This is a genomic window from Pseudomonas sp. Lz4W, from assembly GCF_000346225.2.
In the GTDB taxonomy this organism is placed as follows: domain Bacteria; phylum Pseudomonadota; class Gammaproteobacteria; order Pseudomonadales; family Pseudomonadaceae; genus Aquipseudomonas; species Aquipseudomonas paraversuta.
Genome location: NZ_CP017432.1, coordinates 2,126,837 through 2,144,043 on the forward strand (window position 1 = coordinate 2,126,837; position 17,207 = coordinate 2,144,043).

A 17,207-nucleotide genomic window follows, 5' to 3' on the forward strand; every position below is an offset into this window, starting at 1 on the left:
CAGAGTCCTTAAGCGATTTTCAGCAGGTTCCTGGCAGACACGCCGAACAACGGCGCGGCACGTTCTGCAGCAAGGCGGATGCGAGTCTTCAAGGGCTCACTGGTTATCTGGTAATTGGCAAAATCGGATTCGACGGCATACACCCCGATCGGCAGGGTCAGTGCCTGAAAGAAACCGAACAGCGGCCGCAGCTGGTGTTCGAGCACCAGGGCATGGCGCTCACTGCCGCCGGTGGCGGCCAGCAACACCGGGGTATCGATCAGGCCGTTGATATCCACCAGATCGAACAGGTGCTTGAGCAGCCCCGGGTAGGAGCCGCGATAGACCGGTGTCGCAACAATCAGCAGGTCGGCGTTCTCGATGGCCCGGATCTGTGCTTCGACCTCGGGGCCAAGCTCCTGGCGTGACAGGGCGCCGCCCAATTGCCGGGCGATATCGCCCAGCTCAATCAAGTGACTTTCGAGGGTAAGCCGGGTTTTCAGTTCGTCGAGAATCGCCTCGGCCAGCACCAGGGTGCGTGAAGGGCTGAATGCTCCCCCGGAAACGACGACGACTTGCAGCGCTTGAGACATGGTTGATCCTTGGCTGTTGGGCAGCGGACTGTGGACAGGTAATACCCTTGAGCAAACTCCGTACCAACAGACAAAGCCCCTGAATGCGGGGGTTGGCGCATCGGCTGCTGTTTTTGGGGCAGGTGTTTGCTGATCCACTGTTGGCTGGGCAACAGTTCCTGCAGGCTCGACGGCTGGATCCGGACATAAACATTGGCCATAACTATCCCCTTTTGGCCTGCCTCCCACTGTGATGCGCCAGGGTTGTCGGCAAGAATCAAAAGCACCCGCCCTCTAACAAGAAAGTTTGCCGAGCTTGCCCTTGGCCATTTGCAGGCCGCTGCCGTGTACAGAACATAAAAAATATCGATCTCACGCCGACTTCGGGGAACACACGCATGCACACAATCAAACGCTTACTGGGCCTTACCGTCTGCGGACTGACCCTGCTGGCCAGTGCCGTACAGGCCGAACAGCGCGAATTGCGGGTGTACAACTGGGCAGACTACATCCTGCCTTCGGTGCCCAAGGACTTCGCCAAACAAACCGGGATCAAGGTGATCTGGGACACCTTTGATACCAACGAATCCCTGGAGGCCAAGCTGCTGACCGGCAACTCGGGGTATGACCTGGTGGTGCCGTCGAACCAGTTTCTCGATACCCAGATCAAGGCCGGGGTATTCCAGAAACTGGACAAATCCAAACTGCCCAACTGGCAGCATCAAGACCCGGCCTTGCTCAAGCTGTTGCAGACCAACGACCCCGGCAACCAGTACGCGGTGCCCTACATGTACGGCACGGTGCTGATCGGTTTCAACCCGGCCAAGGTCAAGGCCGCGCTGGGCGACAATGCACCGGTGGACAGTTGGGACCTGGTGTTCAAACCCGAGAACATGGAAAAACTGAAATCCTGCGGCGTGGCCATGCTCGACTCGCCTTCCGAGATCCTGCCGCTTGCCCTGCACTATCTGGGTCTGGACCCGAACAGCCAGAACCCGGCCGACTATGAAAAAGCCAAGGAACTGATGTTGAAGGTTCGTCCTTACATCACCTATTTCAACTCGGCCAAATACATGACCGACATTGCCAACGGTGACATCTGCGTGGCCATCGGTTATTCCGGCAGCTTCTACCAGTTCGGCAACCGGGCCAAAGAGTCGGGCAACGGTGTGGTGGTTGACTGGCGTCTGCCCAAGGAAGGCGCGCCCATCTGGTTCGATACCTTTGCCATTCCGAAAAGCGCGAAAAATGTCGCCGAGGCCCATGAATTCCTCAACAACTTGCTGGAGCCCAAGGTCATTGCCCCGATCAGCGATTTTCTCGGTTATCCCAATGCCAACAAAGACTCGCTGCCCTTGATCAGCAAGGACATTACCGGCAACCCCAACCTGACCCCGACCAGCGAAGCCCTGAACAACCTGTATGTGGTGCAGCCGCTGCCACAGAAGCTCGAGCGTGTACGCACCCGGGCCTGGACCAGCATCAAGTCGGACAAGTAAAGGATTGATCCATACCCTCTTTGGGGTAGTGAATGGGGGGTATCGTCAAGTGTTGCCCGGGTTTCTACACTGGGCGCACTTTACTGACCACAACGAGAGCAGAACGATGCGTATCCGTGAGCTTGGCATAACCATTGGTTCGGGCACCCCGGGCCTCTATAACGCAATCACCGATGTTGCGGGTGTGCGGGTCGGGCATCACACGCTGAATGTAGAAACCGCCGAAGCTTCCATCCATACCGGTGTCACGGTCATCGAGCCGAGGGCCGGTGCGGCGCATTTGCAGCCGTGTTTTGCCGGGGTCCATGTGTTGAACGGCAACGGTGACGCAACCGGTCTGGAGTGGATTCGCGAAGCCGGTTTACTGACCACGCCCATCGCCTATACCAACACCCACAGCGTCGGTGTAGTGCGCGATGCGCTGGTGGCCGCAGAACGTGAAATGGGCAAGAAGCACACCTATTGGTGCATGCCTGTGGTACTGGAAACCTACGATGGCACCTTGAATGACATCTGGGGCCAGCACGTGCGCCCCGAGCATGTGCAACTGGCGCTGCAGGATGCAAGGTCCGGCCCTGTCCAGGAGGGCAATGTGGGTGGTGGCACGGGCATGATTTGCCATGAATTCAAGGGTGGCATCGGCACCGCTTCGCGGGTGCTGAGCACTGAGCAGGGCGGCTGGACCGTTGGCGCTCTGGTGCAGGCCAACTACGGCGTACGAGAAGCGCTGCGGGTGGCGGGGTATCCGGTCGGCAAGGTACTGAATGATGTGCCGTCGCCGTTCAGGAGCGAGATCAATGTCGGCGAGCCGGGCATGGGTTCCATCGTGATTACCATTGCTACCGATGCGCCTTTGTTGCCGCATCAATGCACCCGGCTTGCGCAGCGGGCCAGTGTTGGTCTGGCACGTGTTGGAGGGGGCACTGAGGATTCCAGTGGCGATATCTTCATTGCCTTTTCGGTGGGCAACAGCAGTTTGCCGGCGGCTGATTTTGGTCATCCGGGGGCGCCGACCACCGAGTTGCAGATGGTCAATAACGATTACATCTCACCGTTGTTCGTGGCTGCCGCAGACGCGGTAGAAGAGGCCATTCTCAATGCCATGCTGGCTGCCAGTGACCTCAAGGGTTGCGCCAGCCAGGTGTTTTCCCTCAAGCCAGAGCGCCTGCTTAGCGCCCTGGCCAAAGTAGGCTGGCAACCCTGAGCCCACAATAGTGATGGTTCGCTGGCCGGGCGGGTGGGCAGGTGCACCTGCAGGAGCGAGCTTGCTCGCGATGGCAGCGATCCCGGTGTAAGCATCGCTGGCAAGCCAGCTCCCACAGAAATGATGGTGCACTGGCTAGGTGGGTGGGCAAGTGAACCTGTAGGAGCGAGCTTGCTCGCGATGTCAGCGATCCCGGTGTAAGCATCGCTGGCAAGCCAGCTCCCACAGTAATGATGGTTCGCTGGCCAGGCGGGTGGGCAGGTGCACCTGTAGGAGCGAGCTTGCTCGCGATGGCAGCGATCCCGGTGTAAGCATCGCTGGCAAGCCAGCTCCCACAGCATTCATGGTTCGCTGGCCAGGTGGGTAGGCAGGCGCACCTGTAGGAGCGAGCTTGCTCGCGATGGCAGCGGTGCCGGTGTAAGCATCGCTGGCAAGCCAGCTCCCACAGTAGTGATGGTTCACTGGCCGGGCGGGTGGGCAGGTGGACCTGTAGGAGCGAGCTTGCTCGCGATGGCAGCGGTGCGGTGTACCAGGTAAACCCCGGTGTATGCATCGCTGGCAAGCCAGCTCCCACAGAGGCGGGTCAGAGGTTCGGCAGCTGGCCGACGCGCGCCATCATTTCGGTCACGATCTGCAGGTCCAGCATGAACTGGTTCACTGTCTTGAACTCGTTATCGTTGTGACCGGTGTATTTGACCCCGGGCATCGCCAGGCCGAATTGCACGCCATTGGGCAGTTCATGCACCGAAGTCGCACCCGAGGAGGCGCCGAACTTGTGTTCCATGCCCAGGTTTTCAGTGGCCACCGCCAGCAGCGCCTTGACCCACTCGCCTTCAGGGTTGCGGTACATCGGCTCGGCAATGGAGGTCTCCAGGGTCAGCGGGATATGGTTGTTCTTGCTCCACTGCGTCAGTTTTTCGGTGATTTCGGCTTTCAGCGCTTCCGGGGATTCACCCTTGGGCACGCGCAGGTTGACCGCCAGTTTGAAGTTGTTGTCGTCCATCCCGACATAGGTCAGGGAAGTGGTCAGCGGCCCCATGAAATCATCGGCAAAACCGATCCCCAACTTGCCGCCCAGATAGTCCAGGCCCCAGTTGTCGGCTGCATAACGGGCCGCATCGGTGATGTGGTTGTGCTTGAGCGCCACCTGACCTTCGAGGCTGTTGATGAAGTCCAGCATCCGCGCCACCGGGTTTACTCCAGAGTCGGGTTTGGAGGAGTGGGCGGATACGCCGGTCACGGTCAGCACCACGTCCTTGCCAACCACTTTGGCGCTCACTTCGAAGTTCTCACCATTGTGTCTGGCATATTCAATGCCGGCTTTTTGCAGGCTGGCGGCCAGCTCGGCAGGCTTGTCAGTGACAAAAGTGGCGACTGATGTCGACGGGATCTGGTTGGTGGCCAGGCCGCCGGTCAGCGAAGTGATTTCTGCACCCTGGCCTTCTGCTTTACGCCGTGCAAAGTTGGCCATCACCGTGCCGTAGCCTTTTTCGGCAATGACCACCGGGTAGCCGCCATCCAGTGCCAGGTTGTAGTTGGGCGTCGGGTTGTGTTCGAAGTAATACGGAATGGCGTCGCCACTGGTTTCCTCGGTGGTGTCCACCAGCAGCTTGAAATTGCGCGCCAGTGGCAGGTTTTCTTCCTTGATCACCTTCATTGCGTACAGCGTGACCACGATGCCGTTCTTGTCATCTTCGGTGCCGCGGCCGTACATGCGGTCGCCGATCAGGGTGACCTTGAACGGGTCAAGCCGGGTGCCGTCTTTCAGTACCCAGTTTTCCGGGCTCACCGGTACCACGTCGGCATGGGCGTGGATGCCCACCACTTCATCGCCTTTGCCTTCCAGGGAGATCTCGTAGACCCGGCCATCGACGTTGCGATAGTTCAGATTGAAGGCCTTGGCCAGGTCTCTGATCTTGTCGCCGATCTTGATGAATTCAGGGTTCTTGTACGATGGCATGCCTTCCACGTTGACGGTGGGGATGGCCACCAGCTCGATCAGGGTCTGGGTGGCCGCGCTGCCGTACTTGATCCGCGTGTACAGGCCCAGCAGGCGATAGATCTCGTTCTGCTGCTCGGCGGACAGGGTTTTGTTGTCGAGAAAAGCATTGATCGCAGGGCCCAGGTCATCGGTTTTAGCCAGATCGCTCTTGGCCAGGCTGGTCAGGAACTGCCTGAAATCCGTTACCGATTTATCACTGAAGGACTTGAGAATGAGCTCGCTCTGCTGCGGGGTGATATTGGCCATAGCAGCCGGGGTGAACGCTGTGAGGCTGGCCATCATCAGGGTTGCGGCGGCCAGTTGCTTGAGTGAGAAATCCATTGTGCAGGGCATTCCTTTGCAGGTGGTTGAGGGTGAATAGCGGATGAATGTAACAAAACATTATCGAAAATGGGTCAAAAACAGCCCCCTTTATTTCACCCTCGCGCCTACACCGATTGCTGGGCTTGCAGGAACAGTGAAAACAGTTCCGACTGGGACTTGATTCCCAGCTTGCTGTACATGTGTTTGCGATGCACTTTTACGGTTTCGGCCGAGATTGCCAGTTTGCGGGCGATTTCCTTGTTCGAGCAGCCGCTGAGCAATAGCCGGCCCACTTCCATCTCCCGTGCGGTGAGGGGCGAACTCAACTGTGCAGTGGCCGCCTCCAGGCGAGCCTGCCAGTTGGGCGTCAGTTCTGGCGCTTCGCCGGGATCGCGTTCAAACAGCAGGCGTTGGCGCATCAGCGCCGCGACCCACGGCTGGACCAGTCCCAGCAGGGCGGTCTGTTCCAGGCTGAACCGGCACTGGCTGCCCAGGGACAGGCTGAGGGTGCGTTCATTGTCGAGTTGCACGTTGATATGCACCTCGTCGGTCACGATATTCAGACGGAAATAACGCTGGTAGTAATCGGTCTGTTCAAAGCATTCGGGAGCCACGTCCTGCAGCTGGAACAACCCGCTCTGGGGCGCTTCGCGGTTGGCGATATAGAACGGGTCCAGCAGGTACAGGCCCTTGAGGTAGTCCTGGAACAGCGGGTCCACGGCGCCGTCGGCACCGGGGGACTCGGCCAGTACCTGGGGCTTGCCGGCGCCGTAAATCAGCACCACCCAGTTGTCCACGGGCAGGTAGCGGCCGAGCAAGCGCACCAGCGCGGTCCAGAAATTGGGGCGATCGAGGGTTTCAATCACCCGGCCCATGGCGTCATGCCAGGCCACATCCTGCAATGTCAGACTCATCTTTGTACCCAGAGGGGGTTACCCCATCGATGTCATTTATTGGCGCGATGCCGCGTTCCATACTCGGTTCATCCCCCGTGCAAGGATCTGAGATGAAGATTGAACTGATGCAACTGGCAGGCCGTGACGGCGACACCGCTTATAACCTGACGCGTACCCTCAATGCCATCGCCACTTGTGAGGCCGGCACCGATTTGCTGGTGTTCCCCGAGACTCATCTGAGCGGCTTTGTCGGCGCCGATGAGCTGGCCCGCGTCGCCGAACCTGTGCATGGCCCGGCCCTGCAAAGGGTGTTGCAGGCCGTGCGCGAGCGGGATGTTTCGGTGGTGCTGGGCATGGCTGAACAGCACAACGGCACCTACTACAACACCTCGGTTCTGGTGACCCCCGAGGGCATAGCGCTGGCTTATCGCAAGACCCACCTGTGGCCAACCGAGCGCGGTGATTTTTGCCCCGGCGATCGTTTCAGCACGGTGCCATGGCGCGGGATTCGAGTGGGTTTGCTGATCTGTTATGACATCGAGTTCCCCGAAACCAGCCGTGCGCTGGCGCAACTGGGCGCTGATCTGATTATCGTCACCAACGGCAATATGGACCCCTACGGTGCGGTGCATCGTACCGCCATCATGGCTCGGGCCCAGGAGAACCAGATCTTTGCCGTGATGGTCAATCGCGTCGGGGCAGGGGATGACGGCCTGGTATTTGCCGGTGGCAGTACAGTGGTTGACCCCCATGGCCAGGTGGTCTTTGAGGCCGGACGCGAAGAAGTGCGACAGGTGGTGGAGCTGGACCTGAATCTGCTCAGGTTCGCCCGCCGTGATTACGACTATCTCAAGGACCGCCGTGTGCTGCTTGCCGGCGAACAGATCGTCCACCCAGATGGCCGCCGCGAGCTGCTGACCGGAGTTGCACAATGAAAAGTCAACGCAGTGTCAACTGGGCCCTGGCCACCCTGTTGAGTGTCGGTCTGGCCCAGGTGCAGGCGGCGGATTCTCAGGTGCATATCTACAACTGGTATGACTTTATTGCCCCGGATGCGACGAAGAATTTCCAGGCTGAAACCGGCATCAGCTCGGTGTATGACGTGTACGACAGCAGTGATGTGATGCAGAGCAAGCTCATGGTGGGAGGCAGCGGGTACGACGTGGTGGTCGCCAGCAACGATGTGCTGCCTAATTTGATAAAAGCCGGGGTGCTGAAGGAACTCGATCGCTCGCAGTTACCCAACCTGCCACACCTTGACCCGGCCATTCTGGCGAAAATGCAAAACAATGATCCCGGTAATCGCTATGCGGTGCCGTATCTGTGGGGCACCACGGGCATTGGTTACGACGCGGACAAGGTCAGGGCGACTCTCGGTCCTGATGCTGCGGTGGATTCCTGGGACCTGATCTTCAAGGAAGAAAACATCAGCAAACTGAGCCAGTGCGGCGTGGCCATGCTTGATGCCCCGGGCGATATTATCTCCATTGCCCTGCATTACCTTGGCCTGCCGCAAAACAGCAGCAACCCCCAGGATTACCAAAAGGCCGAGGCATTGCTGCTCAAGGTGCGGCCGTATATCCGTTACTTTGACTCGTCGAGGTTCATCACCGATCTGGCCAATGGCAATGTCTGCGTGGTGGTGGGCTGGGCAGGCGGGGTGCAGGACGCGAAAACGGCGTCGCTGGCGGCTGGCAATGGTCGCACCATTGGCTACAGCATCCCCCGTGAAGGGGCACCGATCTGGATCGAGAACCTGGTGTTGCTCAATGATGCACCTAACCCGCAACAGGGGCTGGCGTTTATCAATTACATGCTGCGCCCCGAAGTGATTGCCCGGACCTCTAACCACCTCAAATACCCCAATGGCAACCAGGACGCCAGGGAGCTGGTGGACAAAGTCATTCGCGATGACACTGATATTTACCCGACCGAGGCAGTGATGGCGACCCTGTTCCCGCTTCAGCCCATGGCACTCAAACTGGAGCGGATACGCACCCGGTTGTGGAGCAAGGTCAAAAGCGGGACCTGAGCCCCCGATACCCGGGGGCTGCTGCGCAGTCCAGCGCAGCTTAGTGCCTGGTCGGCGACTAGGCGCTGGCCGTGCGAGGGGCCACCTGTCGGGCCCCGGGCATCGCCGGCAGCACGGCTTCCTGCAGAATGCGCGCCGCAGGATGCTCGAAGCGCATCCCCGGCGTTACTTCGCGGTCTTCCACCAGGTTGCCGTCGGCCAGCACCACCACCCGCTGGCAAAAACGCCGGACCAGGCTCAGGTCATGGGTAATCAGCAAGAACCCTGTCCCGGATTCACGTCGCACCTCTGCGAGCAAATCAAGAATCTGCACCTGCAATACCCGGTCAAGGTTGGACAGGGCTTCGTCAAGAATGATCAGTTGCGGGCCAACCGCCATGGCTCTGGCGATCCCGGCCCTTTGCAGCTGCCCGCCGCTGAGTTGCGCCGGCAGTTTGTCGATGTCGGCCGGTTCGAGTTTGACCTGCTGCAACAGTTGTTCAACCCGGGCCTGGCACGCCTCGCGGTGCATGCCCGCAAGGTGGCGCAACGGCTCGGCAATGCTCCAGCCAATGCTGCGCTGGGGGTTGAAAGCACTGAGGGCATCCTGAAACACCATCTGCACCCGCTGCAAAAACTCCGGATGGGTGCCCTGCAACGCCTGGCCATTGAAGTGGATGCTGCCCTGGTCGGGCTTTTCCAGGCCCATCAACAGGCGGGCGAGGGTGCTTTTACCGCTGCCGCTGCCCCCCAGCAGGCCAAGGTTCTGGCCCTCGGGCAGGTCCAGATTCAGTTCGCTGAGCACCTGCACCCGATGCCGTTTGCTGAACATTGCGCCAGCGGTATAGCCGTGGCTGAGGTTGCGTATCTGGAATAAATTCATGCCGGGCAGCTCTCCATCGTTAACGAGTGATGCGCCGCAAGCAGGGTGCGCGCCTCCTGGCTCTGCGGGGCATGGAACAGGCTATGCACATCGGCCTGCTCGACGATCCGGCCGTGGGCCATGACCGTGACCTGATCGGCGCAGCGGGCCACGACGCCCATGTCATGGGTGATCAGCAGTACCCCGAGATTACGGTGCACCATCAGTCGTTCAAGCAGGTCGAGAAAGCGCGCCTGGGCCACCACGTCGAGATCGCTGGTGGGCTCGTCAGCCAGCAAGAATCGGCTGTCGGCAAGCAGGGCCAGGGCAATCATCATCCGTTGCAGCATGCCGCCGCTGAGCTGGAAGGCAAATGAATCGAGCACCCGCTGGCCGTCAAACAGGCCGACTTCAAGCAGGGTGGCGTGGATCAGTTGCTCGGCGTCGACGCCCCGTATGCCTCGCGCCTGCAGGGTTTCCATGGCGTGCTGGCGCAGTGAACGGACCGGGTTGAAAGCACTGCGCGGGTTTTGCAGTACCAGTGCCACTTCGCGCCCGCGCAGGCTGGCGGCCGCAACTGCCTGCCCGTCCAGCAACAGGCTGGCGCCGCTGCTGTGCACCCCGGGCGGCAACAGGTCGAGGATGCCCAGGCAGGTCAGGGATTTCCCCGAACCGCTGGCCCCCACCAGTGCATGGACCTCGCCGGCCTTGAGGGTCAGCTCGACACTCTCGACCAGGGTGCGTTGCCGGTGCTTGAGGGTCAGGCCGCTGATTTTCAGGGTATGTTTCATTCCTTGATCTCCGCCAGCACGCTGGGGTCAAGCCGGTCGCGCAAGGCGTCGCCCAGCAGGTTGAAGGCCATGACCGAGATAAAAATCATCAGCCCCGGCCACAGCAATAGTTGCGGCTGGGTCCAGATAAATTCCTTGGCGTCGTTGATCATCACGCCCCATTCGGGAGTCGGCGGGCTCACGCCCAGACCCAGGAACGACAGGCCCGAGACGTGCAGCATCATGTGGCCGATATCCATCGAGGCCAGCACCAGCAACTGTCCCACCACATTGGGCATCACGTGCTGGCGCAGACGGGTCAGGCGCGAGGCTCCGGCCAGCCGTGAGGCGAGCACATAGTCGCGGTTGCGCTGGGCCAGCACCATGCCGCGCACCATGCGTGCGTACCAGGCCCAGTGGGACAGGGCGATGGCAATGATGACGTTGGTCAGGCCGGTGCCCAGCAGCGCAATCAGGAAGAACGCCAGGACCAGGGTCGGGAAGGTCAGGAACATGTCGCACAGGCGCATCAGAAACATGTCGACCTTGCCGCCAACGATCCCGGCGATCCCGCCAATGACCACGCCCATGATCAGCACCAGGGCCAGCACCAGCACCACGCTGCCCAGGGACAACTGGGTGCCGACGATCAAGCGCGAAAGCACGTCGCGCCCAAGGTGATCGGTACCCAGCCAGTGGCTGGCGCTGGCGGGCAGCAGGCGATCATCCAGACTCACCAGGGTCGCGTCGTAAGGCGCAAGCCAGGGCCCGAATAGTGCCATCAACAGCAACAGGCCGACCAGCAGATAGCCGACCCGCATCCCGTGTTTTTTACCCGGCAAGGCCATGGTTGAGGTGCTCATGCCATCACCCCCGACAGACGCGTGCGTGGATCGAGCCAGGCGTAGCAGATGTCCACCACCAAGTTGCACAGCACCAGCAGGGTGGTGAGCAACAGGGTGAAGCACTGCATCACCGGGAAGTCGCGGTTGAGCACGGCACTGACCGCAAAGCGCCCGACGCCGGGCCAGGCGAAGATGGTTTCGATCACTAATGCACCCCCCAGCAGTTCGCCGATATGCATGCCGGTGGCGGTCACCAGCGGCATCCAGGCGTTGCGCAGGATGTGATCACGCCACACCCGCCGTTCGCTCAGGCCACGGGCCCGGGCGTAGAACACATGCCGCTGCTGGCGCACATCCAGCAGGCTGGCGCGCAGCAGGCGGGCGTTGATCGACATCGACATCAGCGCGATGGCCAGTACCGGCATCAGCAAGTGCTGCGGCCCGCCACGCCCCATCGGCGGCAACCAGCCCAGCCACAGGGAGAACAGGGCGATCAGCAAAAAGGCCAGCCAGAAGTTGGGCATCGACACACCGATAAAGGTGATGAAACGCACCACCTGATCCGGCCAGCGGCCTTTCCAGCGCGCGGCGGCCAGGCCCAGCGGGATGCTCATGAGCAGAGTGGTGAGCAGGGCCAGGCCACCCAGTTGCAGAGTGGCCGGCAGGTAATACAGCAGGTCGTCCAGCACCGGGCGGCCGGTGATGTAGGAGGTGCCGAAGTCCAGGTGCAGGGCATTCCACAGCCAGCTGATGTACTGCTCGGGCAGCGGGCGATCCAGCCCCAAAGCCTGGCGTGCCTCTGCCAGTGCGGTGTCGGTCGGCGGGATCTGCGACAGGCGCAGGTAATCCAGGGCCGGGTCGCCATTGCCCAGGTGCAGGAGGATGAACACGATCAGCGACACCCCCAGCAGCACCGGGATCAGCAGTACCAGACGCAAAATGATATAGCGCAGCATGGCTCAGGGCTTCCCGGTGGCTGGGTGCATGACTTCGAACGGCACGTCGAACAGCGTGCTGCCGAACTGGACGTTAGCCACATTGTTGCGGCTGACACTGATGGCGGTCAGATAGGAAATCGGCAAATACACCGCCTGATCGTGCAGGGTGGTGAGGATTTCGCGGTAGCCTTCGGCGCGCTGTTGCTCATCGGTCTGGCCCAGGACTTCGGCGATCCTGGCGTCGATGGCATCCTTCATCGGCAGGCCGCGCTGGGCCATATAGTCGGCGTGCCCGGCATAGCGCATGGAGCTGACAAAGGAGTGCGGGTCGTAAGGCGCGCCCCAGGTATCGGCGAAGATCATGCCGAAGCGGCCTTCACGCTGGCGCTGCACCAGCGCGCCGTCTTCCTCGGCCCGCAGCTTGACCTCGATTCCGACCTTGGCCAGCTCGCCCTGGATGATTTCGGCCAGGCTTTTTTGCAGGGCGCTGGTGCCCAGAAACACCAGTTCGATGCTCAGGGGCTGACCGTCCTTCTCAAGGATGCCCTTGCCCGACGGGGCTTTCCAGCCGGCGGCCAGCAGGGTCTGGCGCGCTTGCTGCGGGTCGTAGGGCGCGGCCTTGAGGCCCAGATCGGTGTACGGCATGTTGTTGGAAAACAGGGCGTCGGCACGGGGTTCCAGACCATGCAGGACCTTGGCGATGATGGTGTCCTTGTCCACGGCCTGATTGATCGCCTGGCGCACCGCCAGTTCGTTGGTGGGGGCCAGGCCGGTGTTCATCGCCACCGAACGGGTGGCCAGGGGCGCGGAAATGGCGGTGTTGAAACCTGAGTCGCGCAGGCGCACAAAGGTCCCGGGGGAGATTTCACCCTCGGCGCCCTGAATCAGATCCAGCTCCCCGGTCTGCAAGGCAATGGCGCGGCTGTCGGGGTCGGAGATGACCTTCACCAGCACTGAGCCGTAAGCCGGTCTGGCCCCCCAATAGCGTTCGTTGCGCTCGAAGCGGTCGTATTCGCCGCGTCGGGTTTGCGCCAGGATCCAGGGCCCGGTGCCCACCGGTGCACCCGGTTTGGCGTGCGGTGCGCCGAAGCGCAGCGGGCGCACTTGCGCCAGTTCCATCAGGGTCGGGTAGTAAGGGTGTTTCAGCTTGAGCACCAGGGTGTGCTCGTCCGGTGCTTCAACACCCTCCAGGGTGGAGACCAGTTCCATCCACTGATGGCGTTTGCTGTTGGCCAGTACGGCGTCCAGACTGGCTTTGGCGGCGGACGCATTGAACGGGCTGCCATCGCTGAAGGTCACCGCGTCACGCAGGGTAAAGGTGTAGGTTTTGCCGTCCGGCGAGACTGTCCATTGGGTGGCGAGCCAGGGTTCCAGCGTGCCCTTGTCGGTGTACCGCACCAGGGGCTCATAGACCATGGCCTGGGCGTACATCTGGTTTGGCGAGTAACCCCGGGGGTCAAGCGGCCCGGCATTGGTCGGCCACGAATAGGTGAGGGTGGGGGCCGGGTCGGCGGCGTGGGCTGCGATCAGGCCCATACTCAGGCAGACTCCGGACATCCATAAGGCAAGTTGTTTTTTCATCCTTGACTGCTCCACACTGCGTCTCCCTCAGGTTGATGGCCGCTGGCCTGTCCACTCATTGGGTATGAAGTCTATGTCAAAAGATCATAACTGCGAGGCCGATTAGATGCAGAGGGTCACAATCACGCTGGACGATGCCTTGCTGACTGCGATTGACCAGCGGGTTGGCACCCACGGTTATCAGGGACGCTCCGAAGCCATTCGCGATTTATTGCGCGCCGGTTTGCTGGAACCGCAGAACCGCAACCCGCAGGAGCCCTGCGTGGCCACCTTGAGCTATGTCTACGATCACGGCACCCGGGAGTTGTCCAAGCGTTTGAACACCGCCTTCCATGAGCACCATGACCTGACCCTCTCGACCCTGCATGTGCATCTGGATCAGGGCAAATGCATGGAAGTGTCGGTGCTCAAGGGCAGCATTGGCGAAGTTTCGGAACTGGCGCGCCACGTCATGGCCGAACGCGGGGTGCGGCATGGCAGCGCGCAGATCATTCCGTTGGGTGGTATCGAAGGTGATCAGGCCTGACGCTTGCTGCGCATCAGGCTGACCTGTTGCTCAAAGACTTCATACGACCAGCGCTTGTTCAGGGCCTCAAGCATCAACTGCTGCCCGGTCTGCGGTGCCAGGCCGTGAAGCGGCGGGTCGGTGTCCAGGTTGGTGGGGAATGCATAGCCGTCAGCGACCGCAGCAATCACTGCCGCCAGATCCCGGGCGTCCAGTTCATCCTGTTGCAGCCCCTTGAGCAGCGCCGGATAGAGCGCCAGCATCATGCTTTCGCGGTCCAGGCTTTCCATGGTCTTACCGAACGCCGAACTGATTTGCAGCAGATTGGCCATGCGCTGGCAGTTGGCGGTGTGGTTGCTGCCGGCGGCGTGAAACAGCGCCGGGTTGAAAAAAAGCATATCGCCCTTGCTCAGCGCCAGTTGCACCGCGTGCTGGTTGAAGTAGTCGATAAATGCCTCGTCCCGCCATGCCAGATACCCCAAGTCATATTGCTGGGAAAACGGCAGCAACAGGGTCGGCCCGGTTTCCAGCGGCATGTCGGTGTGGGCGATGGCGCCCTGCAAGGTCAGATACTGCGACAGCACATGCAGTGGCAACGGGTACCTTTGCACCTCGTCCACCGACTGAAAACCCAGGTGATAATCACGGTGGGGCTGCTGCGCCTGGCCGCCGGGATGCACCACGTTGACCTGGGCCGTGATCTGGAAATGCGGCCCCAGCCACGCCTCGGCAATCAGCCCGATCAGAGGGTTGGCGTAGTACTCGATAAACGACTCGGGTGAATACAGCGCCGCCTTTTGCAGGGAGTTCCATATGCGACCGTTGCTCCCTGCTTTGGCGAAATGATCGGCACCGGTTGCGGCCTGTGCCTGGCGGGCAAGAATCGCTTCGAATACCCGGCTATGGCGATCGACCACTTGCAGATCGCCATAGGCCTGGCGCACCACCAGCACCCCGGGGCCATGGCGCAACAAATGGTGCAGCTGGTTCATCAGCGGTAGCGGGTCGTCACGCAATGCCTTGTGTAGCGTATCGGCGTGATAGATCACCACATTGCTCTGGACCCCGGCGCAACCCGGGTAATCCGCGGCTTTGGCAGACTGCCCGCACAGCGCGGCAAAGTCACTCAGAGCCACTGCACTCTGGCGGACGAAAGCGCTGGCGCCGGTCATGCATCACCCAATGCCAAAGGTGCGTCCGGGCGCGGGGTTGAACCGTCACCACAGCCCATCACGCCTTGCTCCAGGTCAATCACCGAGCCGGTCATCATTCCGGACTCAGCGGACAGCAAAAAGGCCACGCTGCGGGCGACTTCTTCAGGCTTGAGCAGCCGGCCGAACGGCATCGACTGTTCCACTTCGGCCAGCCAGCCATCCTGTGCGCCGTGGTATTGGCGCTGGATCTGGTCTTCGTGGGGGGTGTCCATCCAGCCGATATTCAGACCGTTGACCCTGATCCGGTTGCGCAGGGTGCTGAAGGCCACGTTCCTGGTGAGGATCGCCAGTGCGCCCTTGGACGTCGAGTAAGCCGAGAGAAACGATTGGCCGCCATGGCCGCTGACGCTCTGGATATTGACGATGGCGCCTTCAACACCCTGGCGGATCATCAGCTTGATGGCTTCTTGCATAAGGAAAAACGGTGCCCGCACATTGACTGCGAAGATGCGGTCGAACAGTTCTGGCGAAGTGTCGAGAATGCTGCCTCGGTCAGACATGCCTGCGCAGTTGACCAACCCGTGCAAGGTGCCGAAATGTTTGCGTGCGGCTTCGATCACGGCGCGACAATCTTCCACACGCTCCATGTCGGCCTCGACGAAAAAGGCCTGGCAGTCCAGTTGTGCCAGCTGGCGCACCTGCTCGGCGCCTTTGTCACGGCTGCGCCCGCAAATGATCAGCCCGGCTGCACCGCGACGCGCCAGGGTATGGGCCACGGCTGCGCCGAGGCCTTGAGTACTGCCGGTAACGACAAAAAAACGGCCTGCGAACTGGGTGGAAAAATCGGCTTCAGACATGAACGTCTCCTGCGGTTTTTTATTGTTGTCGAGATCGTCGGGTGACACCTCGTGAAACCGAGACTAGCATCAGCCAAGCCTCATAACTGGCAGAAAAGACCTCATAAAAACCTCAAGAAAAAGCCCGGGGATTATCATGCTCAGCCGTGCCAAGCGTTTCTCCATCAAGCAAATTGCTACCCAGGCCGGTGTCAGCAAAGCCACGGTCGACCGCGTGCTGCACCAGCGCGGCAGTTTTCATCAGCAGACTCAACGGCGTATCGAGCAGGCCCTGGGCGAGCTGGAAGCTCAGGAGAAAAGTGGCCTGGCGATGGGTCGCACTTTTCATGTCGACGTCATCCTGCACACCCCGGAGCGCTTCAGTACGGCGGTAAAAGAAGCCATAACGGCACAGCTGAGCAGCATGGCGCCGTTTCGTATTTCGCCGCGTTTTCATCTGTTCGAAGAGATCGACCCCCAGGCCATGCACGACTTGATCCGGCGCTGCGCAGAGAAGGGCAGTCAGGGGGTGGTGCTCAAGGCGGCGGATGAGCCATTGATCAACCTTGCGGTCAACCGGCTGGTGGCGGCCGGGATTCCGGTGGTGACCCTGGTCACCGATTTACCCCAGAGTGATCGCATCGCGTACGTCGGCATGGACAACCGCAACGCCGGGCAAACCGCAGCGTACTTGCTGTCACGCTGGCTGGGTACGGAGGCGCAAGAGGTGGCGGTGGTGATCAGCAGCGAACGTTTTCGCGGCGAGGAAGAACGTGAAATGGGCTTTCGCATGTGGTTGCGTGGGCGGGCGCCGCACCTGCGGGTACTGGACATCAGTGAAGGGCTCGGGGTCTACGAACCGACCTTTGCCCGCGTGACTCTGGCCCTGGAACAGCATCCGCGATTGCAGGCGGTGTACAGCGTGGGCGGTGGCAACCGGGCGATTGTCGATGCTTTCGCCGCCCTTGAACGGCCGCTGCAAGTGTTTATCGGGCATGATCTGGATGAAGAAAACCGGCAATTGCTGGCCGAAGAAAAAATCGCCGCAATCATCGATCACAACCTGCAGGTCGATGCCCGACATGTGTTCCTGCATATCCTGCACTATCACCGGGTATGGAAAGCAGGTCCGATAAGCCCGTCACAGGTGCAGATCGTGACTCCGTTCAATTTGCCATAAGTCGTATCCGGTTGCGGCCTGGAGTGGCCGCTATATAGCGAACAACGGGCAAGGTCTTTAGTGTCTAAAA

Annotated in this window: 16 protein-coding genes; 6 read left to right on the forward strand and 10 right to left on the reverse strand. The window is 60.7% G+C overall.

What is annotated here, in order from left to right; all coding sequences use genetic code 11:
• Positions 1-8: 8 nt before the first annotated feature.
• Positions 9-572 (reverse strand): FMN reductase, encoded by a 564-nt coding sequence (msuE, locus tag B195_RS10000; protein WP_003446376.1) that lies wholly within the window; start codon positions 570-572, stop codon positions 9-11.
• 377 nt (positions 573-949) lie between these two features.
• Between msuE and B195_RS10005 the strand changes: the two genes are divergently transcribed.
• Both B195_RS10005 and B195_RS10010 read left to right on the forward strand, forming a co-directional pair.
• Positions 950-2,050, forward strand: a complete 1,101-nt coding sequence (locus B195_RS10005) for a polyamine ABC transporter substrate-binding protein (protein WP_003446378.1) — start codon at positions 950-952, stop codon at positions 2,048-2,050.
• Positions 2,051-2,156: 106 nt separating this feature from the next.
• On the forward strand, positions 2,157-3,254 hold the full coding sequence (locus B195_RS10010; protein ID WP_003446379.1) for a P1 family peptidase: 1,098 nt from the start codon (positions 2,157-2,159) through the stop codon (positions 3,252-3,254).
• Positions 3,255-3,837: 583 nt separating this feature from the next.
• Here the strand turns inward: B195_RS10010 and B195_RS10015 are convergent.
• Positions 3,838-5,577, reverse strand: a complete 1,740-nt coding sequence (locus B195_RS10015) for a dipeptidase (protein ID WP_003446381.1) — start codon at positions 5,575-5,577, stop codon at positions 3,838-3,840.
• Positions 5,578-5,684: 107 nt separating this feature from the next.
• Entirely contained in the window at positions 5,685-6,473 is a 789-nt protein-coding gene (locus tag B195_RS10020; RefSeq protein WP_003446382.1) for a helix-turn-helix transcriptional regulator, read from the reverse strand.
• A 92-nt stretch (positions 6,474-6,565) separates the two neighbouring features.
• Here B195_RS10020 and B195_RS10025 point away from each other — a divergent pair, with 92 nt between their 5' ends.
• Together B195_RS10025 and B195_RS10030 are read left to right on the forward strand one after the other, a co-directional pair.
• Positions 6,566-7,390 (forward strand): carbon-nitrogen hydrolase family protein, encoded by an 825-nt coding sequence (locus B195_RS10025; protein WP_003446384.1) that lies wholly within the window; start codon positions 6,566-6,568, stop codon positions 7,388-7,390.
• On the forward strand, positions 7,387-8,487 hold the full coding sequence (locus B195_RS10030; RefSeq protein WP_003446385.1) for a polyamine ABC transporter substrate-binding protein: 1,101 nt from the start codon (positions 7,387-7,389) through the stop codon (positions 8,485-8,487). Before B195_RS10025 ends, B195_RS10030 begins: the two co-directional genes overlap by 4 nt.
• Before the next feature lie 58 nt (positions 8,488-8,545).
• Here B195_RS10030 and B195_RS10035 read toward each other — a convergent pair whose 3' ends face one another.
• Genes B195_RS10035 through nikA form a run of 5 tightly spaced genes read right to left on the reverse strand, consistent with a single transcriptional unit; the run spans position 8,546 to position 13,462 of the window.
• Entirely contained in the window at positions 8,546-9,349 is an 804-nt protein-coding gene (locus B195_RS10035; RefSeq protein WP_003446388.1) for an ABC transporter ATP-binding protein, read from the reverse strand.
• A complete protein-coding gene (locus tag B195_RS10040; protein ID WP_003446389.1) occupies positions 9,346-10,119 on the reverse strand; it encodes an ABC transporter ATP-binding protein in 774 nt (257 codons plus the stop codon). Before B195_RS10040 ends, B195_RS10035 begins: the two co-directional genes overlap by 4 nt.
• Positions 10,116-10,961, reverse strand: coding sequence for a nickel ABC transporter permease subunit NikC (gene nikC, locus B195_RS10045; protein ID WP_003446390.1), 846 nt, complete (start codon positions 10,959-10,961; stop codon positions 10,116-10,118). Before nikC ends, B195_RS10040 begins: the two co-directional genes overlap by 4 nt.
• On the reverse strand, positions 10,958-11,899 hold the full coding sequence (gene nikB, locus B195_RS10050; RefSeq protein ID WP_003446393.1) for a nickel ABC transporter permease subunit NikB: 942 nt from the start codon (positions 11,897-11,899) through the stop codon (positions 10,958-10,960). The genes nikC and nikB overlap by 4 nt, the downstream gene beginning before the upstream one ends.
• Before the next feature lie 3 nt (positions 11,900-11,902).
• Complete coding sequence (gene nikA, locus B195_RS10055; protein ID WP_369826383.1) at positions 11,903-13,462, reverse strand: nickel ABC transporter substrate-binding protein; 1,560 nt, start codon at positions 13,460-13,462, stop codon at positions 11,903-11,905.
• Between the two features lie 106 nt (positions 13,463-13,568).
• On the opposite strand from nikA, the gene nikR reads away from it, so the two are divergent.
• Positions 13,569-13,988 (forward strand): nickel-responsive transcriptional regulator NikR, encoded by a 420-nt coding sequence (nikR, locus tag B195_RS10060; RefSeq protein WP_003446397.1) that lies wholly within the window; start codon positions 13,569-13,571, stop codon positions 13,986-13,988.
• On the opposite strand, the gene B195_RS10065 is transcribed toward nikR, so the two are convergent.
• Both B195_RS10065 and B195_RS10070 read right to left on the reverse strand, forming a co-directional pair.
• Positions 13,979-15,139 carry a phytanoyl-CoA dioxygenase family protein gene (locus B195_RS10065; protein WP_003446399.1) on the reverse strand — a complete coding sequence of 387 codons (1,161 nt, stop codon included), beginning with the start codon at positions 15,137-15,139 and terminating at the stop codon, positions 13,979-13,981. The genes nikR and B195_RS10065 overlap by 10 nt on opposite strands.
• Positions 15,136-15,978: an SDR family oxidoreductase gene (locus tag B195_RS10070; protein WP_003446400.1), complete on the reverse strand. Its 843-nt coding sequence runs from the start codon at positions 15,976-15,978 to the stop codon at positions 15,136-15,138. Before B195_RS10070 ends, B195_RS10065 begins: the two co-directional genes overlap by 4 nt.
• A 136-nt stretch (positions 15,979-16,114) precedes the next feature.
• Between B195_RS10070 and B195_RS10075 the strand changes: the two genes are divergently transcribed.
• The gene (locus B195_RS10075) at positions 16,115-17,137 is read left to right on the forward strand and encodes a LacI family DNA-binding transcriptional regulator (RefSeq protein WP_003446401.1); all 1,023 of its coding nucleotides are present in this window, start codon (positions 16,115-16,117) and stop codon (positions 17,135-17,137) included.
• Positions 17,138-17,207 lie beyond the last annotated feature (70 nt).